We start from the raw sequence: 25491 nt of genomic DNA on the forward strand, positions 1-25491 counted from the left end.
AAATTACTTTACTATTTTTTGTTGCTGTGTTGGAGCAGCTTGTAAGTCTGAACATTTACCTGCTTTCAATAGAAAACTATCGGAATATTCCGGATATTTTTTTTGCAACTCTTGTGCAAGATTTAGTACCTTATCTATATATACCCCTGTATTTAGCCCCATTTCTTCAATTCCGTGAATTAAATCTTCTGAAGAAATATTCCCACTGGCACCTGGGGCATATGGACATCCGCCAATTCCGGCAATTGAACTATCAAAATCAATTATTCCCTCTTGCCAACCAGCAAAGGCATTAGCAAATGCCATCCCCCTAGTATTATGAAGATGTAGAGAGAATGTAATAGTAGGAAACAACTGTTTTAACCCTCTTACAATCTCTTTCGTTTTTATCGGGTTCGCCATTCCAGTTGTATCAGCAAGTGAAATTTCATTTATCCCCAATGACTGATAATATTCACAAATCATGATGTGGCGTTCAAGAGGAACATCTCCTTCATACGGACATCCAAATGCCACAGAAATAGATCCTGAGACCTTCATTTTGCTCCTATCTGCAAGATTTACTAAACTCTCAAAACCTTGTAAAGCCTCTATCGTTTTACAATTTGCATTCGATATACTATGTGAATCAGAAGCAGAAAGCATCAATTTGACTTTATCAACACCAGCATCAATGGCTCTTTCTAATCCTCTGACATTAGGTACAAGTGCCCTTAATTTAACCTTATCTGAACGCTTAATATTTTTTAGCACTTCATCTGCATCTCTCAATTGAGGGATTGCTTTTGGATGGACAAATGATGTTACCTCTATCTGCTTAAATCCACAATCGATGATCTTGTTTATGATTTCTACCTTTTCTTCAGTTGGAATGAATCCATTTATACTTTGAAAGCCGTCTCTTGGGCAGACTTCTGTTATATTTATATCAACTTCTTGCACTATGCTATCTCTCCTCTATATGACGCCATTTTGTTTTAAGTTTTCTATAGAATCAGCATCCATTTCTAAAAGATTACATAAAATATCTTCTGTATGTTCTCCCAAGTCTGGGGCAATTTGTCGTATTGTCCCAGGGGTTTCTGAAAATTTAGGAGAAATACCAGGAATTTTCACTTTCCCTAACCTTGGATGATTTACTTCGACAATGTTTTCTCGTTCTTGATAGTGTGGATCTTCAAAAATATCTTTAATACTATAAATAGGGCTCATTGGCACACCATTCTCGTCTAGTATTTTTTGTAATTCACTCTTTGTCTTTGTTTTTACCCAATCCGCTAATATACCATTTACTTCATCAAAACGCTGCAGACGAACCGAATTCGTTTTATATCGCTCATCAGTAAGCATATCTTCCCGATTCATAGCTTCCGCTAATCGTGTAAAGGTTTTATCTGAACTCGTAACAATAATTACCCAGTGGCCGTCTTTTGTTAAGAAATTACCAGCAGGTGCTGAATGTCCACTTAATCCAGGGGATCGCTCCTTAATTGTTCCTGTTTGGTCATAGTCGGTAACTAAAAACTCCATCATTCTAAACATTGATTCATATAAACTAATGTCAACATACTGACCCTTCCCTTCCTCATGACAGTCTCGATGATACAATGCCATAGTGGCAGCAAACGCCACATAAATACCAGTTACATAATCTGTTAGAGAAAAAGAGGGACTTATTGGAGGACGATCAGGATATCCATGTAGATAAGTAAATCCGCTAAACGCAGTAGCTGGTGTCCCAAAGCCTGCTTTATGGGAATATGGACCTGTCTGTCCGTACCCTGTAACTCGTATCATGATTAAGTTATTATTTATTTTTTTTAGTTCTTCATAGCCAATTCCCCATTTTTCAAGCGTCCCTGTTCGAAAGTTTTCAATCACAATATCTGACTTGGCTACTAGCTTTTTTAAAATTTCTTTACCATCTTCTTTGTGTAAATCTATGGTTATTGATCTCTTATTTCGTGCAATCCCCGCCCATCTTAGCCCTTCACCGTCTTTATACGGGCCAAGATTTCTAAGAGGGTCTCCCACATTTGGCATTTCAATTTTAATCACTTCAGCTCCAAAATCCCCCAGAAGTGTTGCTCCAAATGGAGCGGCAATAACTGTTGATATATCTAGTACTCGTACACCATCGAGCGGACCAGTTTTTCTAGAGTAATTCATGCAGAGTCACCTCTTGAAATTATTTTAGACAACTTCAGTTTCTACAGAGCTCATCATTTTTTTATGAATGGTTGTAATGATCAACAAAATGATGGACAAGAGTGTGGCTGCTCCATTCAAGAATAAAGTTGAATCGAAAATCGTTATTGGTGCAAAAATCAACACAGAAAGCAATAAGAAAATTATACGTAGTGGCAAGGACAACTTAGTTTTAAAATATCCGACAATCGATACTGCAAGTAAGAAGCAGGAAAATAGAGCAAACAAGACGGAAATTATAAACGTTACCCAACCATATTGATAATTCGTTGATAAAAGAATTTGTGGCTGATACACAAAAATAAATGGAACTATAAAACCAACAATCCCTAATTTCATAGCCTCTATACCAATTTTATTTGGGGATGCTTTGGCAATTGGACCTGCAGCAAAACAAGCCATGGCAATTGGTGGTGTGAAATTACAAAGAATCGCAAAATAAAACACAAATAAATGAGCGGCTATTGGCTCTACACCCAAATCTGCTAGAGCTGGAGCAATGAGCACAGCCACCATCGTATAGGCAGCAACTGAAGGCATTCCCATACCAAGAATAAATGCAACTAATGCACTAACAACCAAGAGAATAAATAGTCCATGATCACCGACAGCTACTAACAACATGGCAAGATTAAAACCAAGTCCGGTAATACCAGTAACACCTACAATAATTCCAGCTGCCGCTAACACGACTGTTATATCAATAAGTGTTTTACCAGTCTCAACAAAAACATTGTGAATAAGTTTAAGCCAATTTTTTCGAACTTGAGGCTGTAACATTAAAAATAGTAATGCGGTAGCAGTAGCATAGATTCCTGAAATTTGAGCTGTATACCCTTTTACAAACATGCAATAAATCAATATAACAAAGGAAGGAATAATTAAAATTACTTTCTTCAAATTCTCTTTTTTTGGCAATTCGCCTTTTGTTAACCCTTTTATCCCATTTCGAATGGCTAATAAATCAACTTGAGAAAATAAGCAGAAGTAAAATAAAAGAGCCGGGATTAACGCAGCAAGAGCAATTTCTGCATAGGGTAAACCAAGGTATTCTGCCATAACGAAGGCCGCAACCCCCATTACAGGCGGCATAATTTGTCCACCTGTAGATGCGACAGATTCAACCGCTCCCGCTTGTTCTCCAGTATAGCCGTGTTTTTTCATTAATGGGATTGTAATAGATCCAGTTAGAATCACATTTGTTACCGGACCTCCCGTAATGCTTCCTACTAAACTAGAGCCAAACACAGAAGCTTTGGCAGTTCCACCGCGATATTTACCGAAGGAGAATAAAGCTATATCATTCATGATATCTCCACCGCGAAATTGTAGCATGACTTGCCCGAAAAGGATGAATGCAAAACCAAGTGTAGCTGCTATACCAATTAAACTGATCATTCCACCGCTAGCATCAAAATACAAATAGTTAAACAATTGGCTTGTATCCGTTGCATTCCCTTTTAAAGGTCCACCTAAATATGGAGCAACGTATGCATAACTAATAAATACGGCTACTATTACGACTAAAATCCAACCAATTACTCTTCTTAATGCTTCTAGAACCAATAAGGCGGAAATTAAACCGACAATAACTCGCTCCGTAGTTATATAAGCAAAGTCAAATACAATGACAGGATAAAAAATGAACAAATACAAACCGACAATTAAACCAACTATAGCGAGGACCCAGTCATATAAAGGAACTTTTGTGCCATCCTCTCCTTTTCTTGCCGCAACACCGATAAATACAGAGAACATGATTAAAGCAAAGAACATTCCAATATACTGTTCGTTATAAAGTGAGATTCCTAACTTTTGATGAACACCCAAAATATATAAAAGACCTATACTAACTAGAAGGAAGAGGGCACCTTTCCATATAACGGAAGTCACCCCACTTAGATTTCGATATCGTGCCATTAGGTTTGATACCCCATTTCTTCAAAAGAGTTTTAGTTAACTAGTTGTAAAAGCTCCTCGTTATATTTTTCTGCATCTTCTGTCCATAAGCCCTTTTCTTTAAAGTACTTGATAGCACCTGGATGATATGGTGCTGGTGGCTTCTCTTCAAACATGGATTGGTCAGACCATTCTTTTAACCAAGAAAATACAGGATGGAGCTCTTCATAATTTTCAAAAAGTGTTTTTACAATTTCATATGCAGTTTCGTCACTCATATTAGTTGACGCATTAAGAATAACGGGATATTCAAAGATGATCACAGGCTCTTCTACGAATCCACCACCTTGATACACGAAAGGTCTTGTACCAGGTATACCTTCAGCAATCTCAGCAGCTACCTCTTCAGGGAAGTTATCAAAATCCTCCGGTGATACATCCGCAATATTTAGAACTTTTAAACCTCCGACAGCAGCATCCGTTTCAATTGCTGCAGCTGTTAGTGGACTTGATCCCATTGCAGCGTCCACTCTGCCATCTCGAAGTGCTTCTAATCCTGCAGTTGGTGATGCTACTGGCACTGCTTCGACATCATCCCACGTTAAACCGACACTTTTCAGATGTAGTTCTACGAGAGATTGTGCTACCTGATTACCAGCGTAACCGGATGCTATCCTTTTACCCTTTAAATCAGCAGTTTTTGATATACCTGAATCTTCTCTAACAATTAAGCCATTCGTAGGGGGATAATTTCCAATTACTAAAGTACGGATATTTTTATGAGCATTTTTATACCCGAATTCACCTTTAATTCCCCAAACAAGGTCTGGTGCAGAACTTAGACCCATATCAATCTGTCCATCATCTACTAATGGGAAAAAAGCATTTGTTCCTGCATAAGGTTTAATTGAAGCTTTAATTGAAGACTTTGTACTTAGCACTTTAGCTATCCCTGCACTAGTAGAATTATAGGCAGATCCTTGAGGGTGCGTACCTAGAATGACATTTTCCTTCACACCCTCGCTTGTCGCTTTATCTCCATCAGATGAAGAGGACTTTCCAGTGTTAGAACTTCCTTCACTACTGCACGCGACTAGTAAAACGGACAAAAGCATAATTATACTTATTAAAGAAATATACTTCTTGCCAGTAAATTTCATAATTATATCCTCCAAGAATGTTTTTTTGGGTTACTTTGCAATGAACGCTTCTTTGCTATAGAGCCAATCAACATATTTAAAGTCGTCTTCTGTCCGATTTAACATAACTGTATTGCGTAATAAGATTGTCACAGGGTCTTCTGCATGTTTCATTTCACCCCAAGTCCGAGCACCTCGTTGAACAGCTGAAGTTCTTGGAATTCTTTCATTTTGGTATTCTATTAATGCTTTTTCAATATCTTCCTGATACATAAGTACCTTTTCTGTTAAACAGCAGGCATCTTCGAGGGCCTGACATGCACCCTGTGCCAAGTACTGCAGCATGGCGTGTGCTGAATCACCAAGTAGAGTCACGCGTCCTACGGTCCAATTTGAAACAGGCTCTCGATCAAACATTTTCCAATTACGATCACGGTTAATATACTTTAACGAGTGCTGCAGTGTTGGGCAACATTTACTAAATGCCTCATCAAGTTCTTCTGGTGTTCCCCAATCCGCTTCACCATTTTCATAACGTGTACTTTTAAAAACGGCAACCTGATTTATGACCTTTTTTTCTCGTATTGGATACTGTACCATATGTAACCCAGGCCCAATCCACGTATACTTTTCATCCCAATCAATTTGCACCTTCATTTCATCCATCGGGACAGTCCCACGATAGGCAACATATTGTGATGTTACCGGTTCATCATTTACAACAAATTTCCTAACTGTAGACCACAATCCATCTGCTCCAACAAGGAAACCACCATTGTAAATATTTCCATTTTCACATGTTACCCTAACACTTCTATCGAGGTTCTCAATAGTTGACACCTTGTGATTGACATAGGTTTTGACATTCTCTAACGAACGGCATCCTTCAAGCAAAACGCTATGTAAATCCGTGCGATGCATAACTACATAAGGGTAACCATATCGTTCACGAAAACCCTCCCCGAAGTTGAGGGCTGAGAGTTCTCGTTGTTCGATTGCATCCATAAATACATGCCTTTTAGGGAGGACTGAATACTTATAAACTTCTTCTAATAGTCCGATAGAGTCTAAGGCTCTTAATGCGTTGGGACCTAGTTGCAATCCCGCTCCTACTTCAGAGAATTGCGGTGCTTGTTCTAGTACAATAACTGTTTTACCTACTTTCCCTAAACTGTAGGCTGCTGCAAGACCGCCAATCCCACCTCCGACGACAATTACATCTGCTTCATTCGTCATATTGTATTCACCTCGTTAAAGTTAGTAATTTCCAAGCGTTCATTGATACAACTAAGCTAATTCTGGATTAAATACTTCCTTAATTTCCTGATGACCATTGTTCTCCTCGTAAGCTTCTTCTCTTTCAAAATCGAATGCTTCCATAATAGGCAAATCATTTGTAGAAAATAAGAACGCCTCTTCAGATTGGGATGTGTTTACGTGTTCATGCCAAACCCATGCCGGTAATGCAAAAAAGTCACCAGCTTCCCAATCAAATCGCTGTCCATCCATTATTGTGTAACCACTTCCTTTGTGTACATAATATACACAACTGTGAACATGTCGATGAGCTTTACCTTTAAAATCAATAGGTAGCTTTTGCATCCTGGCTCCAATTCTACCGTTAGCATCTTTGCCTGTTGAAGGGTTAATATACTCAACTGCATACCCATCAAAAACATCTGGCTCAAATTCAGATTGACCATCGATTGCCTGTTTCGTTAAGTCCCATTTATATCTTCCAAGTGGTGCTAGAGAAGGTTTGCGATCAGATATTGGTCTAACCATTCCTCCTTGATAACGTTTTGTACTATAGTCATCAGGATATTCTAAAGGCTGCTTCTCCTCAGGATGACGCTCAAAAAATGAAGTGCTTAATGCTTGGAGGAATGGAATATCTAAACAGTCCATCCATAGTACTGTGTCGTCACCCTCATTTGCATGGTCATGCCACGTCCACCCAGGAGTAATCATATAATCACCTGGTTCAAAATTATATTTAATTCCATCTACAGACCCTGTTGCTCCTTGGCCTTCCATAATAAAACGAAGAGCAGATGTTTTATGACGATGTGATGGAGCGACTTCACCAGGATTGATAGCTTGAACTGCTGCGTATAAAGTTTGAGTAGCTCCACCCCAACCATGAGGCTGCAAATGTTTCATACCTGGATTGATTAAATAAACAGCTCTACGATCAATTGAACCCAAACCTACACTTAGTAAATCTTTTGCTTTTTCAAGTTGATTCACTATTGTTTGTTTTTTCCATAAATAAGGTATTGCTCTAGCTTTCGGTTGTGTAGGACTAAATACCGAAGACCAAAGTGGTCCTAAGTTTAAATCATCTAATTCCTGATGGAAATCTACTAGCTCTGGCGTTAGTTTGAGTTTTAGTTTATGTTCTGACATGCTAATCCCTCCAAATTTCTTTATATTTGGTTAACCTTTACCTTGTTTGTAAGTTCAGCATCCTCTTTATAGTCAACAGACACGGAGAACTCTCCTATTCTTTCAATATTAATTCTGATAGTATCCCCTTTTGTAATAGGTGCCACCCCTTCAGGTGTACCTGTTGTTACGATATCTCCTGGATAAAGAGTCATTACTTTTGAAGCTGCTTCCAAAAACTTATAACAATCGTATATTAAATCGCTCGTATTGGCGGATTGTCGAATTTCTTCATTCACCCAAAGATTCATCTGTAAGTTATTAGGATCTTCAACCTCGTCACCTGTAACAATCCATGGTCCTATCGGAGTAAATGTGTCAAATGATTTCCTCCAAGGGCGATCTTCTTTTCCACGAACTGTAATATCCATTAGTGCAAAATATCCAAAAATATAATCCGCTGCTTCCGATGCAGGAACATCTTTCGCTTCACGTCCTATTACGAAAGCAATTTCCGCTTCATGGTCTGTTCTTCGGTCTTTAAACGGTAATAAAACCGTTTCATCTGGGCCGATAATTGATGATGGCGCTTTCAAGAAGAAACCTAAACGATCTACTGTTAAAGCCACATTCATTTCCTCTTGGTGAAGAACATAATTTATAGGAGCCGCAACAATTTTACTAGGATTGGGTACAGGTGCACACAATGAAACATCCTTTAATAGGTACGAGGGTAATGTTGTTAATTGTTTTTCTATTTCGTTTCTCTTTTCTTCAAAATCGGCCATAAATTTTACAAGTGACTTTTGAGGCTCTTTTTTATTCCACTCTACTAAACTACTAATATCAATTATGAATTCTCCATTAACAATACCTAGACAATTATCATTAAACAGTCCAATTTTCATCTACTAAACCTTCTTTCGTATGCCATTTTTTCAAATAGTTTATATGATTATTCTACCGGCTTAGAAATTTGTATATTTTTCAGCACATTTTTGCGTAAACTTTGTAAATGTATGTTGGTAGCGTCAATTGCAGCTTGAACATCACGATTTTTTACAGCCTCTAAAATAGCTCTGTGCTCAGCTAATGATTCAATATATCGCTCTGGTGATATCAACGTTTGTTTTCGAACTTGACGAACCAAATTTAAATTGGTTTCCATCATACTGACAAAAACAAAATTCTTTGTTGCCTCAGCTAATGCCATATGGAAGTTACTATCTTCCTGCACCGCTTCGTTTGGATACTTAAGCTTTTCTTCCATCCTAAATAGAACGCTTTCAATTTTTTGTATATCTTCATCATTAGCCCTTAAGCTAGCTAATTCTGCAATTTTGGGCTCTAACGTTTCTCTAGCCTCTAAAAAGTATAAAATCGCAGTTTTCTCTAACATATCTACAGGATTAAACCGGTATTCCATCACCAAACCCTGATCAAAGTGCTGTATAAATCTACCACCGCCTGGCTTCGATATTACAATCCCCTCAGACTCTAAAACTCTAAAGGCTTCCCTTAACGAAGTACGACTGCAACCCAAATCCTCAGCTAACTCACGTTCACTTGGCAACCGATCGCCAGGCTTTAATTTTCCTTCTTGTATTAAATCTCGTATCTGCTCTACGATTTTTTCATACAATCTCTCGGTTCTACGAACGCCAGAAAAAATAGACTTGCTCATCTTATTTTGTCACCTCCTCACAAAGTGGGTTAATGGGCTATTGGCTAGCCCAGTTTAGTTAAATTTTATTATTACCATTTTGAGTTGTCAATATATTTAATACATTCAAAATCTTACTAATCTTAAATATACTATTTCGATAAAATATAGTTTTCAACCTTACTACTATTATTCTCCAAGATGCAGCCTACAAATAGGTACCACTAAATGTGCTACCTCCCCTAAAATCAATAAGATTAAAAACCTATACTTTTAAGGGGATTACACCTATTTTTTACTACACCTAGACAAATAGCAACTAAAATAGGAAGTAGTTCAAACCGCTCAATTTCTAACATAGTTTGTCATAGTTTGTCATTTCATTTTTTTAAAATTAAGGATTGAAATTATTACAATATAGAGAAAAATTTCTGTATTTTTACAAAATTTAATTTCTTTTCGTCTTATATAACTGTCTTTATTATCAAGTTCTACACAAATTTTAAGTTAACTTGATATATTTTTTGTGGGCCTTTTCTACCTTCAAGTACCAGCAAACCTAATCAATAAAAAAAGGTGTTGATCAGTTAGAATCTCTTGATCAACACCATTATTCTTTATAGGGACACCTTTACCTATTCAATTTCAAATACACCAAATTATTAATAAAGTCTGTTTCGACAGTTATTTTCCCGTCTTTGTACTCTCTGCCAATGACTTCCCGATTCTTCATTGTTTCGTTCTAGTAGGAGACCTTCACATTCTCAAGAACAGATGACTTTCCCGCAACTTTTGATTAGCTCTTAATTTGATTGTAAAGTCATCTCTAACTAAAACGGATTCACTTAATACTTTTTCATCCTACATTTTAAATTCTGTTTCACTGTCAGGCAAATCAGCTGCCTGAATTTGAATCTTTACTACGCCATTTGTGATAACAAGAGTTGGATTTACTTCTTTTAGCTTTGTAATCGCTTCTTTCGTTAGTACGACTTTGGCATTTTTATGCTCAGCAATCTCAACAACTACAGTAGTAATTTTCTCCAACTCATTTAATGTATCACCATCCACGGTATATTTGTTACCCTTCCGCTCAGGTTTTACAATTAATTCTGGTTTAGGTTCCACGGTTAATTTTACAGTTTTTCGCGTTACTTTAGCCGAAAGATCCTCATTAAGATCTACACCTTTAGGAAAAGCACTATAATGAATATTGTATTGACCCACAGGAAGCTCCGAAATTTTCTCCATTTCATGCTTACCTTTAACTAGTAATTGAACATTTGTGTTGCCTCCTGTTGAAGAAAACATATATTCATCATCTATCGAAAAGTCGATTTCGTTATTCTCCTCTGTTTGTAATCCTGCAACTAAATCAATACTTTCACCTTGTGTAATGGTAATATCTTTAACACCATCAAGTGTTGGTGCAGTAGCGTAATATTTCTTCGCATCCTCTTCTTGTTCAGCAGATTTCATGTATTTTACATAATCGATTTCAAATTTGGTACCTGCTAAATCAGTTCCAACTGGACCTGGCCAAGCTCCCCCCATTGCTAAATTAAGTTGAATATAGTGAGGCTTGTTAAAGACTGACATTGCTAATGGATCATCAGAATAATCAACCACTCTTACGATTGTATCATCTACATACCATTTGATTAGTCCCTCTGACCAGTCGATACCAAACACATGAAAATCATCGTTGAAGTTTCCTTCAGGAATTGTATATCCTGTTCCATTACCTGCATATTTTCCGTTATTTTCTGTACCTGCACCATAGTGAATCGTCTGCCATACCGTACGGTTATACCACGATCCATCTGTAGCTGAACCAACTAACTCGGTAATATCGATTTCACCCGTTCTTGGCCAACCACGTCCTTGTAATCCATTAATTTTTCCATCCAGTACAAAATCTGATCCTAAGGTCCAGAAGGCAGGAAATACGCCTTGCCCCTTCGGCAATTTAGCACGAATTTCGATTTTTCCATATAAGAATTCACGCTTACCATGTGTCCGAAGACTTCCAGAGTTATAGATTACTGTTCTGTCAGGATTACGAGGATTATTATATTGATCTTCTACCGCTCGATCCGTTGCTTGTAGAACGAGTTTCCCGTCACTGAGATATACATTTTCCGGATTATTCACATAGTGCTGCTGTTCCCAGCCACGAATTGATCCAAGCTCATAACCCCAATCGACCATATTTAATTGATCTTGATCGAAATTGTCTTCCCAAACCAAATTATATTCAGGGCTTTCTTCTCCTTCAGAACTTCCATCAACCTTCACCATTGTTACATGATCGATATAGAGATTTGCACTCTTTGTAGCTTCTTGATCAGACCATTTTACTAATTGGATTAAAACTTGATTATGATTTCCAGAGTTGAACTCATAGGAAACTTCTTCCCAATCCAAACTGGTAATGGCTTGATCGACAATCGTTCCACCCTCGCTTAGGTCCGTTCCTTCTTTCGTAATAACAGAACCTTGAGTCCCATTATTCCACCATCTACCTGTGAAGATTCCTGCTGCACCTTCAACGTCCACTTTACCCATGGCCGTTACACGATAAGTCGTGTTAGGTTCTACGTTCACAATTTGTCCAATATAACCACTGCCAAAATCCCCTGATAGCGCTGTATTTGGCACACTACCTGATTTGTTTCCATCTCCATAGCTTACGCCTGTAGCAATTACACCTTGATTTCGACTATTCCAGCTATTATCTTCCAATTCAAAGTCACCATTTTTAATCAAGTTAACATTCTCTTCTGCAGATACAGCCATTGAAAATATGAAACTAAATAAAACGAGAGTAATAAGGGTTACAAGAAATTTACTATTCTTCAAGAAAAGCACCTCCATCGTTTTTTTAAAATCGTTAGACTTTGTCATATTCAATGCGTTTTAAAAGAATCATCTATTTAAAACGCTTATACATTTCAATCATCTCTGTAACTAAAAGCGTAATCGTATCTACATTCATCAGCTGATCTTCCGCATGCATAAGCATAAGTGAGAAATCTAGCTTTTCTCCACTAGCTTCTTTTTGAATGAGTGAAGCATGCATTTTATGACCTTCTACATAAAACTTTTTAGATTCAGACAATTTTTCTTCAACCACTTCAAAATTGCCTTCTTTTGCTGCATAAAGCGCCTCCATTGCCAGACTTTTAGCCATTCCTACATTACTAATGATTTGAAACGACAACTCATAATATTGGTTCGTATCAATTGTCATAAATTCTACCTCCCACAACTTACAAGGTTTATTTTCTAAAACTTATTTACTAGCAATTATTTGTAAGGCTTGTTCAAGAACTTTTTGTCCGTTCATCATCCCGTAATCCTGCATATTAATGGCTTCAATCGGGATATTCTTCCCTTTTAATTCTTCTTCAATTTGTTTTCTCATATATCTTACTTGCGGTCCTAGTAATAGTACATCTACATCATTTTGTTCGAGAGCAAATTCAATTTCTTGCGCTGATCTCGCGAAGATATTCGCTTCAACACCTTGCTCTTCAGCTGCTTTTTGCATCTTTGAAACTAGTAAACTCGTACTCATTCCCGCCACACATACTAACATAATCGTTTTCATCACATATTCCCCCTTTTAATCATTCATTAGCTATTATCTATTAATCGAGCGAGATACCATAGAGACGGTATGTCGAATGCCTCGGATTGCTTTGCTCATTGCAAAAATATTTTCTACAGGCGCAAGTCCCGCATACCCTGCATCACCGATGTGTTGAATATCTACTCCGCAGATTTTATTTCGAATGGCGATTTGCTTAATCGTGTCTTCATCTGAGCTTTCTTGGCTCGTTCCAATAGCAGATAATACCAAAGCACCATGTTGGTGAGCTTTTTTAACAATTTTCTTCAGTTCCTCTTCATCAAAGCCTGGAACAGTCCCCACCGCAGGAACTAAAATGATGTCTGCACCTGCCTCAATAAATCCTTCTACCACATCTGCATCCGCAACAGGTTCATCGACTCCTGCTCCATGCATTTTTCCAGCGATTATCAGTCCAGTAAAATGCTCTTTGGTAAGTTGGATTGTTCTTTGAATTTGCTCATTTGTTACGCCAGTACCAGGGTTGCCTGTCAAACAAACAAAATCAAGCCCTAATCTTTCAACTTCCTGAATGCTTTCTATATTGGCTTGGCGGCCTTTTGAGATGATTAGTCTTTCTTCCTCCATATTTGCTGCATTATCCACTGGCTCTAAATTTATACCAATCGGACGACCGACTAACCGACGAAGTTCATCTACGAAAGAACCTTCTTCGATTTCTAGTCCAGCAATCTTTGGTGAAAACACATCAACACCATTCAATAGAATCAAATCAGCACCAAACGCACGAGCGATTTCTGCATTGGTAATATCGCCAATATATGATTCACGGACAGCAACATTTTCAGACATGATCACACGTCCTGCACTTGCTTTGATGCTTTGCTTCAGTTCTGCTGCCGTCATTTCTACTATTTCTGATGTATTTGCACTAATCAATCGTTTTACCATCTTTAACTCATATCCCTTCACTTGCTTATTGTAGTTGTTCTCAGGTCCATTTTTGTTTTTTAGTCATTTCAATAGTTTGCTATATTTAAAGGTGGCGACTCTTTAAAATAAAAGCCTCACCTTACGACACAATACCTTTGTCAACATTTACTTTTTTTACTGTTGATTCTTCTTTTCGTTCTAGTGCTTTATAGCGTTTTTCAATCGCTAGTACAAATGGTAAGTAAAGCAAGATATCCAAAGTAATTAATACAATTTGTAGGATTGACCCACTTATGCTACCTGTTATTAAAAATCCGCTAATGATTGGTGGCATTGTCCAAGAGGCTGCGGCTTTCGTTAATGGTACAAGTCCCATCGCTAGTGCTGAATAGGCAACAATCACGTTAACGATTGGAGCAAGAATAAATGGAACGATTAACATCACGTTTAGAACAACCGGAACACCGAACATGGTTGGTTCATTAATGTTAAACAAGCCAGGTGTTACAGTAATCGGTGCCAAGGCTTTTGTTTGTTTGCTCGTATGCTTTTTACGAGCCAAATATCCTAAAACCAGAACTAAACCAATTGTCGCACCACCACCGCCAATATAGACGAAGTTGTCCATGAAGGACACAGTTATAATATGTTGTAATTCTTCGTTCGCTTGATAAGCCAAACGGTTAGCATCTAAGTTCGCAATCCAAACTGGCTGCATCACAGAGTTGACAACGTTTCCTCCATGAATGCCCACAAACCAGAATAAACTGTTCAGACCAACCACGATAATTGTTCCGAAAACATTATTACCTAATAGTCCTAATGGTTTACCTAGGATGACTTGTGCAATGTCATGGACGTTAGGTAGATTTAATGAGGTTAAAGCCCCGTAAATGACTAACCACATCGTAATAATGACAGCACCTGGAATAATTGCGCTAAAACTTCTAGAAACGGCTTGTGGAACACTGTCAGGTAGTTTAATTTGAATATTTTTATTAATAAACCACTGATAAATATAGCCATTAATCAATCCCATAATGATTGCAATGAATAAACCTTTAGCTCCCATATAAGCAACAGGCATTCCAGCCCCAGCATCAGAAGAAATAAATGGGGTTGCCATGATAAATGCTGATAAGGAAATGATTCCTGATCCAATCCCATCTACTTTGTACTGCCTTGCTAAACTATAAGCAATTCCGAAACTGGCAACTAAACCAATCAATCCGAAACTACTATCTGTTCCTTTCCATAAATAATCCGCAACACCAATTTCACCTAACCATGCTTCCCAACTTGCAATCGGAAAGCTAGCTATAATCATAAAAAGAGAGCCTATAATAATTAACGGCATGGCTAATGTGATTCCATCCCGAATTGCAATTAGAAACTTGTTATTACCTACTTTCGAAGCAACTGGCATCAGTTTTTCTTCCAAAAAGCCATTCACTCTACTCACTTTTCTTCCTCCTTCTTTAATAAGTAAATATTCAAGCAATGAATCAAATACTAATTGCCCTTTATTTCTAATTGTTTACTATTCTTAGTATCTATGTATCTATTCTTTTTTATTAGCAGTTAGTCATCTACTCTAATGAAAACGCAACCATTTAAAAATGTTCATAAAATCCGGAGCCAGTCTTGATGCAAGAAAAAGTGGTCGCTCAAAAAAGAATGGATACTCCTCGGCTAGACCTCCTTAATTTTTATTTATTATTAAAAGTAAAGTAAAACCCAAAAAATTTACTTTAATTAATAATAATTTATAATTAAATACTAGTTCGTGTAAACGCTTTTGTCAATGGATAAAAAATAAAATATTAAATTTTCAATTTATTATCCACCTGCTTACTTGATATAGCCTCCACAATTCTTGGTGAATAACGAATTGTATGCAAATACATGAATATTGATTGATTTGTTATCATTTGTTTATTATAATTTATAATTAATAGGATAAATTCCTTTATTTGGTTGGGAAGGAGTAAAACCACTATGCAATTAACAAATAAACAAATGAAATTACTTGCGAAAATTTTAGATACAATCTATGTAAAGGGACCTATTTCCCGTATTGAAATCTCCAAACTAACCGGCATAACTCCTGCCACCGTTAGTGAACTTACCGGACATTTAATAGAAGATAAGTTGGTTTACGAACTTGGAGAAGATTCTGCAGATAACAAAGGATTAGGCCGTAAGAGGATTCTATTAGATATAGCAGAAGGCCATAGTTTTTATATTGGATGTGAGTTATCTGAAAAATATTTATCCTTCTGTTTAAGTAACAATACTGGAAAAATTCATGAAAAAAAAATCATCAAATTGGATTCTGGAAACCAAAGTGTTGTGTTAACAGTAGATTATTTTATAAATGAATTAAAACAGTTTATTCTTTTTTGTAGCTCCTACCAACCTAAAGCGATAGGTATAGCGTTACCAGGACATTTTAATGAAAAAGAGAAAACGATATACAGCAATAAGGTACTTTGGAAGAATTTCAATCTGGGAGCTGTGTTGGACAGTTTTGATTTACCGATTTACTTTCAAAATAATGTTCATTCTATGGCCATTTCAGAGAGGATATTTGGTGGGAATTACAAGGATCAGAACTTTATTTTCTTTCATGTGGGTAGAGGAATGTTTTGCTCTTATATGTACGAAGGAAACACTTATGGAAAAGGCAATTTCTTAGTGGGTGAAGTCGGTCATACAATTGTTCAACCAGGCGGAGAATTGTGTGAATGTGGTAAAATAGGCTGCTTGCAAACGTACGCAAGTGAAGCATGGATCATCAAAAAATCTCGGATACTCTTTGAAAATTCGAATTCAACTTTCCTGCGGCAATTAGCACCGGACAAGCATAGCATTACGATTGAAACGATTTTAAGATCCTATAAAATGGGTGACGAAGGCGTTATCAACATTCTTAATAACGCCATTAAATACCTCTCGATTACTATCAATAATCTACCAATGATGATTGATACAAATAAGATTATTTTACATGGGGAGTTATTTAATGAGCCTGAATTAACAAATATTCTTAGCCGTCATTTAACTCAAAATGAAATACTCCTCCCTATCGATAATAAATGGGACATCGTATTTAAAAAATATAATGATGTAAATGGAGCCCTAGCAGCATGCGGTCTCGCTGTTTCAAACCTATTATTACAGTATTAATAATAAAGATCATATTTTGTACCTGACCACCAGTACGGTAAAGCTATAATGCGCTAGGGATCAGGTTCTGTGAGTTAGTTAGTTGTGTCACTGAACCTGTCCTTTTTTTATTCTTTATTTCACAAAACACCCCGCTATCGCAGGAAAAACCAGAAGTTCCGTCTATAGATAAGAATCAAAAATTAATATATATTCTTTCCCTTTGCCTTTAGTAATCTAACAAACTCATCCAATACCTTCGTACGAAACGGCGAACCCAAAACAATGAAAAATTGTCTAGGAAACTGTAATCCATTCACATCAATTATCATCAAATCACCACTTTTAAGCTCACTTGCTACTGTAAGCTCTGACAACAAACTAATTCCTAACCCAGCCTTCACAGCTTCCTTAACTGACTGTGTACTACTAAACGTCATAATATTCTTCGGATCAATCCCAAGTTGTTCAAAAACCTTTTCCCCAGCTTCCCTTGTTCCAGAGCCCTCTTCCCTAAGAATCCACGCCTGCTCCTCAAGGTCTTTTAACTCCACGTCACCAAATTCACCAACCAATGCGTTGTTTGGTAAAGCAATAATCACCATTCGATCTGCCGCAAATTCCTCAATTTCAAGGTTCTTTTCTTCTTTGACGTGACCTTCAATAATCCCAATATCAAGTTGATGTGCTTTCACCAACTCAACAATTCTTTCTGTGTTATCAATCTTAACTGTTGGCTGAACATCCGGATACACCGTTTTCATATCTGCTAACACATGTGGAAGGACATACTCACCAAATGTATAACTCGCGCCAATTGTCAACGGTCCTCTCACCTTATTTGTTAGTTCATCCAAAAGTTTCTCCATTCGTGTATATAATCCGACAATCTCTTTCGCATGGTGGTAAACAATCCCGCCCGCTTTATTTAATTGCACATATTTATTTGTTCGTTCAAGAAGTCGAACCCCAAGATTTTCTTCCAAAGTACGAATATATTGACTAACTGCAGGTTGAGTCATATGAAGCTCCTCAGCTGCTCGCGAAAAATTCTTCTTTTCTGCAACCATAATAAATACCTGTAATTGCTGATCCACTTTTCCACTTCCTCTCCGTCTACATTTATTATAACAAATCACTTATCATAACTATAATTAACACTTATTTTACTTATACTCAGTCGCCTAATATAGTAAAAGCAGGAGGTGCACATATGGCGTTAGCTGAATTAAAACAATTACCAATAAAAAAGACAAAACCGGAATTAGCATTGGTTGGCGGGGTTGCTTTTACATTTTTATTAGCACTTTTAGGATACTTATTAGCACTTGTACCAGGATTTAGTAATGTAGGACAAATGGCATGTGCCATCATTATTGCAATCGTTTACAGGCAAATTTTTGGCTTTCCGGAGATGATTCGCTCAGGTATTGTCTTTTCATCGAAACGAATACTTAGACTCGCTATCATTTTGTATGGTTTAAAATTAAACATCGAAATGGTACTTAGCGACGGGATTGGGTTATTAGTAAGGGATGCACTAGTAATCATGTTTGCAATTTTTGCTATAATGTGGCTAGCAAAAGTTCTAAAAGCGGATCAAACTATATCCCTATTACTCGGTGTTGGAACAGGCGTATGCGGAGCTGCTGCCATTGCAGCGGTTGCACCCATTATAAAATCAAAAGATGAGGATACTGCAATAGGCGTTGGGATAATCGCCTTGGTCGGGACTATTTTCGCCATTATTTACACGATCTTAAGACCAATTCTACCAATTGAAGCAGTACAATATGGAATCTGGTCTGGAACAAGTCTACATGAGGTCGCCCATGTAGCACTCGCAGCTGCACCTGGTGGAGAAAATGCACTCGCTGTTGGATTACTAGCAAAACTAGGCCGAGTTTTCCTCCTTATCCCACTATGCTTCATTTTAATTTTCTTCATGAAAAGAAAGAATAACAACAGTGAAACCGGCAAGGCAAAAATCGAATTCCCTTGGTTCCTGGTAGGTTTTATCGTCATGAGTATTCTAGGAAGCTATGTATTTGGCTACTCCATTCCATTGCCCGATGATATAATGAATTTCGTTTTCACCCTTACCACATGGCTGTTAACCGCTGCAATGGTAGGCCTAGGCTTAAACGTAAGCTTAAAAGATGTCCGTGAACGGGCAATCAGGCCTCTCATAGCAATTTCAATTACATCAATAGTGCTTTCAGTAGTTGTGTATTTTACGGTATAACACCAAACTAAAACAAAGGAACAACATTCTTATATATAGAAAAAACTACTTAAATAACTTTAGAAAGAATAGCTATAACAAAGAGAAAGCTTAGGGGCATTTCATATAGTGGGTGGTCGGGCTTATGTAAGGAAGAAATGAACAACTAGCAGTTAGATTTGATAGTTGTTCGTTCTTCTTATTTGTAAGTTTATGTCACAGTGGCTCCCCGAATTTTGTCGCGAACTTATTTTTTTCAAGTCTAATCGGGGACAGGATCACGTGTCCCACGAAAACGATCACCTATTTCTAGTCCTCACCTTTCATAAAAACCCGCTATCGTAGGAAAGACCAAATGCTCTTTCCTCATTTCCCAAAACGTCGTCACTTTATGTTCTCGTAGCAGCTGTGTATTTAGTGAATACGGGTGACAATTTAGTGGTGTTTGATTAAACGTTTTGGCGAAGAACTCAATCGCCTCTTGTTCGAACTCTGCAAAAATAAATACAAACTCATGTTGATTCTTCTTCAATGCGTACACACCGATCTTATGAAAGCCTAATACATTGTGTTCAATCATTTCCCTTACCTTTACATGGTCTGCAGCATTAAGATCTAATTTAGATTCATCATCCTCCAATGAAATCTTGCCCTCTTGGAGTAAATGATGAATGTAATGGGCTAGACTAACTTCTTCGTAGCAAATCGCATCTATGTATAAATCTCTTACTTTCATAATCGTTCTCCCCCCTTTGGGAACTGTCCCCTTGTCCCACTTATTGTTCGATTATCCCTGTATATTCGTTATATGTAACTTGTATGGTTCCTACTGGGCCGTTTCTGTTTTTGGAGACGATGATTTCAAGGAACGGGTTATCTGTTTCCTTGTCATAATACTTTTCGCGATAGAGGAAAAGAATCACATCTGCATCCTGCTCTATGCTGCCGGATTCCCGAATGTCTGACATCATCGGTCGTTTTTCAGCTCTTGTTTCAACAGAACGATTTAACTGTGCCAAACAAATCACAGGGCAATTAAAATCCTTCGCCAATGTTTTAAGATTTCTCGATATTTCGGTTACTTGTAGGTGGGCGTTGCCTCCGTACAGTTCGCTCGAATGAATTAGCGTCAAGTAATCGATGAAAATAATGGGTTTCATGTTTGGAAACTGATGCAACATTTTTCGGGTCTTCGCTCGCATTTCTGAAACGGTTTGACCGGCACCATCGAAAATTTGGATATTGGTTTCATTCAGGTAGCCGATGATATCTGCCCAGCGATCCTTTTGACTCTGACTTAACAATTTTTGAGGATCCCTCATTTTCAACCGATTATAACCTCCTGTTGAAGCTATTAATCTCGTGGTAATAAGCTTTTCAGGCATTTCTAGTGAAAAGACGATTGGCAAATAACCTGCCCAACCCGCTTCCTTTGCAAAATGCAGCATGACGTCAGTCTTTCCCATTGATGGTCTTGCTGCAAGAATCGTAACCTCTCCATCCTGGAAACCTCCCGTCATTTCATCAAGCTTCCTGATTCCGGAGGTGGCCGTTTTCATAACTTCCTGCTCCTGCCATGGAGCCTCATACATCTGGACCAATGCTTGATCAAGTGGCGTATGATCGTTTATCTTCACCTGGTTGATTTTATCCAATTCCCCAATCACTCTAGAAATCTCCCAATTTCCCATACTAGCTAGCGTCAAGATGTTCTTCTTTTCCCGCTCTTTCCATAGATCAATAATAAGTCCCTCAAACTCTTCGTATTTCTCAACATCCGCATGTGAAAGCAGGCTCGATAAATAGGACATGCCCCCGAAGTTTTCAAGATCAGGCATAGTTGTTAGAGAGATCAAATCTATGCTTTTACCCGCATTACTAATGTCAACCATCCGCCGCATTAATTCTTGATGAAGGGCGCCTTCTAGCTGTTCAGGATAAATCACGGTATCCTTGATTAGGTAATTCGCTTTAATCAAGCACCCTAAATAGGCAGTTTCTGCAAAATTCATCAGTCCTCACCTGCCGTTGGATTAAAATGATAGCTGGTCGGAATTTCTCTACCCGTTTTAATGGTTCTAACAGATTTCTGTTTTTCCTCGTTATACAAATCAATTTCATCAACAGTGAGTAACGATTCGTTTTCCCAGTTTTTCAGAATTCCAACTACATAGTTTAGCCTTCGCTTATTGTTTCCACAGGCAATATCCATCGCTTTTAAAATCACCTCTTTCGGATTCAAAAAGCTAGAACCATCCAACCAAGCTAACAATTGTTCCTTGGCATTCACATTGTTCAAACCAAATCCGTTTTGGTCCCAACACTCCACAATCTCCTGAATATCCCCTGACTTTGATTCACTATCTATATTTGGGTAAAGAACCTGTTGTTGTTTTTTATTTTCTTTTTCTTTTTGTTTTTCTTTTTGTTTTTCTTTTTGCCCACGTATCGTACCACGAGTCGACAACGTATCGTCTGAACATGCGTTCGCGTGTTGTATAATAGGCTCTTTTTCCCATCCTGATTGGGTCACAGGGACAGGTCCCTCGTCCCAGTCTGAAGTATTTTCATAAAAAGATTCATAGATCGTAAAAATATCATTTCGATCAATATTTTCAGCTACATATTCAATCAGCGTCGTATCTTCCACTTCTTCCAGTTCTGATACAACACAATCGATAACCGGTTTCCCGCCTTTTTGCAGGTTATATTTTCCCCAGTTTTTAATTGCGATTTCTCTTGTTTTGGGATTGTAACGAATAATTTTGTGGTGGTCGATCATGCGATCCATCAGTGCATGAACCGTCTCAATGGAATACCCCATATCAAAAGCCATTTCTTTTTTCGTAATTCGATAGATTCCAATTTGGGTTGTGTGGGAATTTGTTAGAAGATATAAAAAGAAGTACTTATCCTCCGGCGTCATCTCCTCCGAAACAACCGGATTCTTCCAAAAATCAGTCTTCACAATTCTATACTTTGCCATCATCATCACATTCCTTCCTTTGGGACAGCGGCCCCTTGTCTTTAGGTCAGAGGGACAGGTCCCCCGTCTCAGTCCTGTCGTCATTCGAAGGGATATCAGACCTAGACCTTATCTCAAAATTGAACTACCCCTCGACATTGTTATAGGCAGGGGTTCAAGAAAAAGGGCATCTCTGTATGTGAAAGATTTGTGACGGAATGATGGTGTAATAAGATTATTCGAGTACGACAAAAAAACAGCCCAGAATATATTCAGTCCTACCTCGAGTTTTAAATTATTTTTTAAGCAATGATGGAGGTTCTTATTGTTCCCCCTGCTTTTTAACAATTAACCCTACTAGACTATTTAATAGTTTGTTATAATTCTTTTAATGGTAAAAATTGTGATTTTCTTACAACTATATGACTAGGGGAGAAAAGATGCTAAGATCAAAACTTTCTAACAAAATGTTAAAAAATACGGCTTCAAGGCAGTTTACAGATCGCGAAGAACCGAGAAATTCATTCAGGAAAGCATTCAAGACTTTAAGCGACGACCAGTATAAGGTCCTTATTTTTTACGGGGTTGGAGGAATTGGGAAATCTCGGTTATTGAAAGAATTGTACTCTCTTACTAGTTCGATTGACGCTTCTACTATAAAGGTATCTATTGATTTTCGAGAACAGAAACATCGAGACCCATCGGAGGCGCTCATTTGGTTGAGACAACAATTAACAAAAGAATATCAGATAAAATTTACGACCTTTGATCTTGCATATGCAGTTTATTTTAGTCGGATGAAGTCCCAACTCACCTTAAAATCCGAACGAAAATCTCTTCCTTTTTTAGAAGAAGGTAATTTTGTTGGTGAACTTATAAACGAGCTAGAGAATATTCCTGTTGCGCAATGGATTCCTAAGACCCTTAAATTAATTGATGGCTTTGCACGATACAAAGAAATCCTTCAATGGTGGAATCGAACTGGTAAAGGTATTTTAACAGACTTGAAAGACATGCATCCGAAGGATATTGAAGAAATGTTAGTAGTTTATTGGGCAGCTGATTTAAGGGAATACATGAAAAGATCGAATCAAAAAGCGGTGTTCTTTTTTGATACATATGAAGCTCTTTGGGAGTATGACCGTTCGATAGGTTCCTTTAGTGATAGGGATGAATGGATTAGAGAATTTATTCTTCAGTTCGAGGATGTTTCGGTATTAAATGTCATTTGTGGACGAGAAAAAATCACTTGGGGGGAAGAGGAACCTGAATGGAATCAAGTGGTAGATCAACATTTGATAGGTGAACTATCTCCTGAAGATTGCATTAGTTTTTTAGAATCTTGCCAAATTACAGACAAAACAATTCAAGAAACGATTATCCAAGGTAGTGGTGGCTTACCTTATTATTTAGACTTAATGGTAGATACTTTTCAACTGGTATCAAAAAAACGTATTCCTTGTGTTGATGATTTTTCCAACCGACCAAGTGAAGTGCTGAAACGATTTTTAAAATATTTAGACCGCACTGAGAAAGAAACGTTAAAAAATTTTATCTGTCCCGCGTTTTTGGTCGGAACAATTGTTTACGAACTTGGTAACAGAATTTAAGACATATTATCAACCTACTGCTTTTGATGAGTTCTGTCATTTCTCTTTTATCCAAGAAATTGACCGAAGTGGACTATGGTCCATGCATAAGTTAATGAAGGAAGGGCTGTACAATGATATACCCTCCCCAATACTCGAGAGGGTTCATTTCTTTCTATTAAACTATTATACAGAGACGTTAAAGAAGGATAATCCAGATGTTGAATTACATATAGCTTTTGTAGAAGGACTTCACCATGGAGAAATCATTCTAGACGAAAAGGAAATAACGGATTGGATTTCAACACACTCTCCCCTCTTAGTAAACGAAGGAAAATGGTCTACACTTATTCAAGAATTTGAAAGAATTCTAGATTTCAAAACGGAAAAAAAGAGATTACATGCTTTTGTAAACCATAAGCTTGGAGAGTTATATGCGTTAAAAGGCCAATATCGATTAGGAGAAAAATATTGTATAGATGCCATGAAACTCTATCAAAAACTACAACAATCACAGGAAATTAACTCCTTTTTTCAAGAAATTACAGATATTCAACAAATTTTGGGTGATATCTATAAACATACGAATGAATATGAGAATGCCGTTCATGCCTTTAAGAGCGCATTAACTTATTTGGAGCAATGGTCCAAGGATGAGCCACAGAAATTAAAAGATATTGCCATCGTTCTAACTCGTCTTGGAAAAATATATAAATTCATGTCTCAGTATGAGGAAGCGAAGCAATCATATGAACTGGCACTAGAAAAATGTCTACAAATCATAAATGGTGGTTTTGCGTCTTCGTATATCTATGCTGTATTAGGTGAGGTTCATGAGAAATTAGGAGAATTAGAACATGATGAAGTTCAGAATGAGAACACGAATATAAGCCATTTTTTCCAGGCAATTGATGCATATAATTATGCCTTACAGGATAAAAGTCTAGAAAACTATCTGACAGTCCTTGTTCATAAAGGTCTAGCACATAAGAGACTTGCTGAAGCATATCCGGTGAATACACATGCAAAGGAAAAATTGCAATCTTTCAACCAATCGATATCTTTCTATAATGAAGTTATACAATATGCACCTGATTATGTTGATGGCTATGAAAGACGTGGACATGCAGCTACTGATTTACTAGAACTTAACGTCGAATTGGGGAACGACGAAGAAGCCCTAAAAAACTTTGATTTAGCAGTAAATTCATTTGAAAAAGCAATCGAATTGTCAGAAAAACAAGGAAGTTCACGAAATAGACTTGGGTCAGCCTACCGTTCTCTGGGAAAGTTATATAGAAAGCAGAAAAACTATGCACTAGCCATTGAAGCGTTTGAAACAGCCTTGAAAAAAAGTGATGAAGTCCTTCTGTATACACCACAGTATATTTATACACATAATAGTAGAGGCAAAACGTACATGGAAATGGGTAATTGTTATCGAGATATGGGTAACACTACAAGTGCCAATACAAGTTTTATTAAGGCTATTGAATGTTTTAATAAAACCTTAGAAACATCTCCAAATTCGAGAACAGCGCTAGCATATATTGAAAAGTTAAATCAATTAATTTAAATTTTTAAGTTCGGTCACAGTGACTCCCCGAATTTTGTCGATAATCAATAAAAAAATGCCTGACCCCCATCACAGTAAAGCATTACCGCGCTGGGGGTCAGGCACTCTTATCGGGGGCCAGGCACTCTAATCATTCTAGTAAAT

The 25491-nt window shown here is 37.5% G+C and carries 21 protein-coding genes; 4 read left to right on the forward strand and 17 right to left on the reverse strand.

Annotated features, from left to right (window positions below):
- Nucleotides 1–3: 3 nt before the first annotated feature.
- The 13 genes from AC6CHV_RS02785 to AC6CHV_RS02845 all read right to left on the reverse strand — a co-directional run bounded on the left by AC6CHV_RS02785 (nucleotide 4) and on the right by AC6CHV_RS02845 (nucleotide 15287).
- Nucleotides 4–942 carry a hydroxymethylglutaryl-CoA lyase gene (locus AC6CHV_RS02785; RefSeq protein WP_498078064.1) on the reverse strand — a complete coding sequence of 313 codons (939 nt, stop codon included), beginning with the start codon at nucleotides 940–942 and terminating at the stop codon, nucleotides 4–6.
- A 15-nt stretch (nucleotides 943–957) separates the two neighbouring features.
- Nucleotides 958–2169, reverse strand: coding sequence for a CoA transferase (locus AC6CHV_RS02790; protein ID WP_498078065.1), 1212 nt, complete (start codon nucleotides 2167–2169; stop codon nucleotides 958–960).
- A 24-nt stretch (nucleotides 2170–2193) separates the two neighbouring features.
- The gene (locus AC6CHV_RS02795) at nucleotides 2194–4128 is read right to left on the reverse strand and encodes a TRAP transporter permease (RefSeq protein ID WP_341331386.1); all 1935 of its coding nucleotides are present in this window, start codon (nucleotides 4126–4128) and stop codon (nucleotides 2194–2196) included.
- A 32-nt stretch (nucleotides 4129–4160) separates the two neighbouring features.
- Complete coding sequence (locus AC6CHV_RS02800; protein WP_498078066.1) at nucleotides 4161–5267, reverse strand: TAXI family TRAP transporter solute-binding subunit; 1107 nt, start codon at nucleotides 5265–5267, stop codon at nucleotides 4161–4163.
- A gap of 30 nt (nucleotides 5268–5297) precedes the next feature.
- The gene (locus AC6CHV_RS02805; RefSeq protein WP_498078067.1) at nucleotides 5298–6482 is read right to left on the reverse strand and encodes an FAD-dependent monooxygenase; all 1185 of its coding nucleotides are present in this window, start codon (nucleotides 6480–6482) and stop codon (nucleotides 5298–5300) included.
- Between the two features lie 51 nt (nucleotides 6483–6533).
- Nucleotides 6534–7655, reverse strand: a complete 1122-nt coding sequence (locus AC6CHV_RS02810; RefSeq protein WP_498078068.1) for a cupin domain-containing protein — start codon at nucleotides 7653–7655, stop codon at nucleotides 6534–6536.
- A gap of 20 nt (nucleotides 7656–7675) precedes the next feature.
- Complete coding sequence (locus AC6CHV_RS02815; RefSeq protein WP_341331382.1) at nucleotides 7676–8542, reverse strand: fumarylacetoacetate hydrolase family protein; 867 nt, start codon at nucleotides 8540–8542, stop codon at nucleotides 7676–7678.
- 47 nt (nucleotides 8543–8589) lie between these two features.
- Nucleotides 8590–9318, reverse strand: coding sequence for a FadR/GntR family transcriptional regulator (locus tag AC6CHV_RS02820; RefSeq protein WP_341331381.1), 729 nt, complete (start codon nucleotides 9316–9318; stop codon nucleotides 8590–8592).
- A gap of 840 nt (nucleotides 9319–10158) precedes the next feature.
- Nucleotides 10159–12159, reverse strand: coding sequence for a family 16 glycosylhydrolase (locus AC6CHV_RS02825; RefSeq protein WP_498078069.1), 2001 nt, complete (start codon nucleotides 12157–12159; stop codon nucleotides 10159–10161).
- A gap of 70 nt (nucleotides 12160–12229) precedes the next feature.
- Nucleotides 12230–12550, reverse strand: coding sequence for a PTS sugar transporter subunit IIA (locus AC6CHV_RS02830; protein WP_440273100.1), 321 nt, complete (start codon nucleotides 12548–12550; stop codon nucleotides 12230–12232).
- Between the two features lie 42 nt (nucleotides 12551–12592).
- Nucleotides 12593–12910, reverse strand: a complete 318-nt coding sequence (locus AC6CHV_RS02835; RefSeq protein WP_498078070.1) for a PTS sugar transporter subunit IIB — start codon at nucleotides 12908–12910, stop codon at nucleotides 12593–12595.
- A 33-nt stretch (nucleotides 12911–12943) separates the two neighbouring features.
- Complete coding sequence (locus AC6CHV_RS02840; protein ID WP_498078071.1) at nucleotides 12944–13843, reverse strand: DUF7916 family protein; 900 nt, start codon at nucleotides 13841–13843, stop codon at nucleotides 12944–12946.
- 121 nt (nucleotides 13844–13964) lie between these two features.
- Entirely contained in the window at nucleotides 13965–15287 is a 1323-nt protein-coding gene (locus AC6CHV_RS02845) for a PTS sugar transporter subunit IIC (RefSeq protein WP_121445934.1), read from the reverse strand.
- Nucleotides 15288–15823: 536 nt separating this feature from the next.
- Between AC6CHV_RS02845 and AC6CHV_RS02850 the strand changes: the two genes are divergently transcribed.
- Nucleotides 15824–17014, forward strand: coding sequence for an ROK family transcriptional regulator (locus AC6CHV_RS02850; protein ID WP_341331376.1), 1191 nt, complete (start codon nucleotides 15824–15826; stop codon nucleotides 17012–17014).
- A 182-nt stretch (nucleotides 17015–17196) separates the two neighbouring features.
- Here AC6CHV_RS02850 and AC6CHV_RS02855 read toward each other — a convergent pair whose 3' ends face one another.
- Nucleotides 17197–18090 carry a selenium metabolism-associated LysR family transcriptional regulator gene (locus tag AC6CHV_RS02855; protein ID WP_341331375.1) on the reverse strand — a complete coding sequence of 298 codons (894 nt, stop codon included), beginning with the start codon at nucleotides 18088–18090 and terminating at the stop codon, nucleotides 17197–17199.
- A gap of 116 nt (nucleotides 18091–18206) precedes the next feature.
- Between AC6CHV_RS02855 and AC6CHV_RS02860 the strand changes: the two genes are divergently transcribed.
- Nucleotides 18207–19238 (forward strand): YeiH family protein, encoded by a 1032-nt coding sequence (locus tag AC6CHV_RS02860; protein ID WP_341331374.1) that lies wholly within the window; start codon nucleotides 18207–18209, stop codon nucleotides 19236–19238.
- A gap of 295 nt (nucleotides 19239–19533) precedes the next feature.
- Here the strand turns inward: AC6CHV_RS02860 and AC6CHV_RS02865 are convergent, their stop codons facing one another.
- The 3 genes from AC6CHV_RS02865 to AC6CHV_RS02875 are packed head-to-tail and all read right to left on the reverse strand — an operon-like array spanning nucleotide 19534 to nucleotide 22209.
- Nucleotides 19534–19953, reverse strand: a complete 420-nt coding sequence (locus AC6CHV_RS02865; RefSeq protein ID WP_341331373.1) for a hypothetical protein — start codon at nucleotides 19951–19953, stop codon at nucleotides 19534–19536.
- A 40-nt stretch (nucleotides 19954–19993) separates the two neighbouring features.
- Nucleotides 19994–21229: a DnaB-like helicase C-terminal domain-containing protein gene (locus AC6CHV_RS02870; RefSeq protein ID WP_341331372.1), complete on the reverse strand. Its 1236-nt coding sequence runs from the start codon at nucleotides 21227–21229 to the stop codon at nucleotides 19994–19996.
- Nucleotides 21229–22209 carry a DnaD domain protein gene (locus tag AC6CHV_RS02875; RefSeq protein ID WP_498078072.1) on the reverse strand — a complete coding sequence of 327 codons (981 nt, stop codon included), beginning with the start codon at nucleotides 22207–22209 and terminating at the stop codon, nucleotides 21229–21231. The genes AC6CHV_RS02870 and AC6CHV_RS02875 overlap by 1 nt, the downstream gene beginning before the upstream one ends.
- A gap of 413 nt (nucleotides 22210–22622) precedes the next feature.
- Here AC6CHV_RS02875 and AC6CHV_RS02880 point away from each other — a divergent pair, with 413 nt between their 5' ends.
- A complete protein-coding gene (locus AC6CHV_RS02880) occupies nucleotides 22623–23792 on the forward strand; it encodes a P-loop NTPase family protein (RefSeq protein WP_498078073.1) in 1170 nt (389 codons plus the stop codon).
- Nucleotides 23764–25347 (forward strand): tetratricopeptide repeat protein, encoded by a 1584-nt coding sequence (locus tag AC6CHV_RS02885; RefSeq protein ID WP_498078074.1) that lies wholly within the window; start codon nucleotides 23764–23766, stop codon nucleotides 25345–25347. Before AC6CHV_RS02880 ends, AC6CHV_RS02885 begins: the two co-directional genes overlap by 29 nt.
- Nucleotides 25348–25491 lie beyond the last annotated feature (144 nt).

The sequence above is a fragment of the Ferdinandcohnia sp. GQ5 genome, from assembly GCF_059759275.1.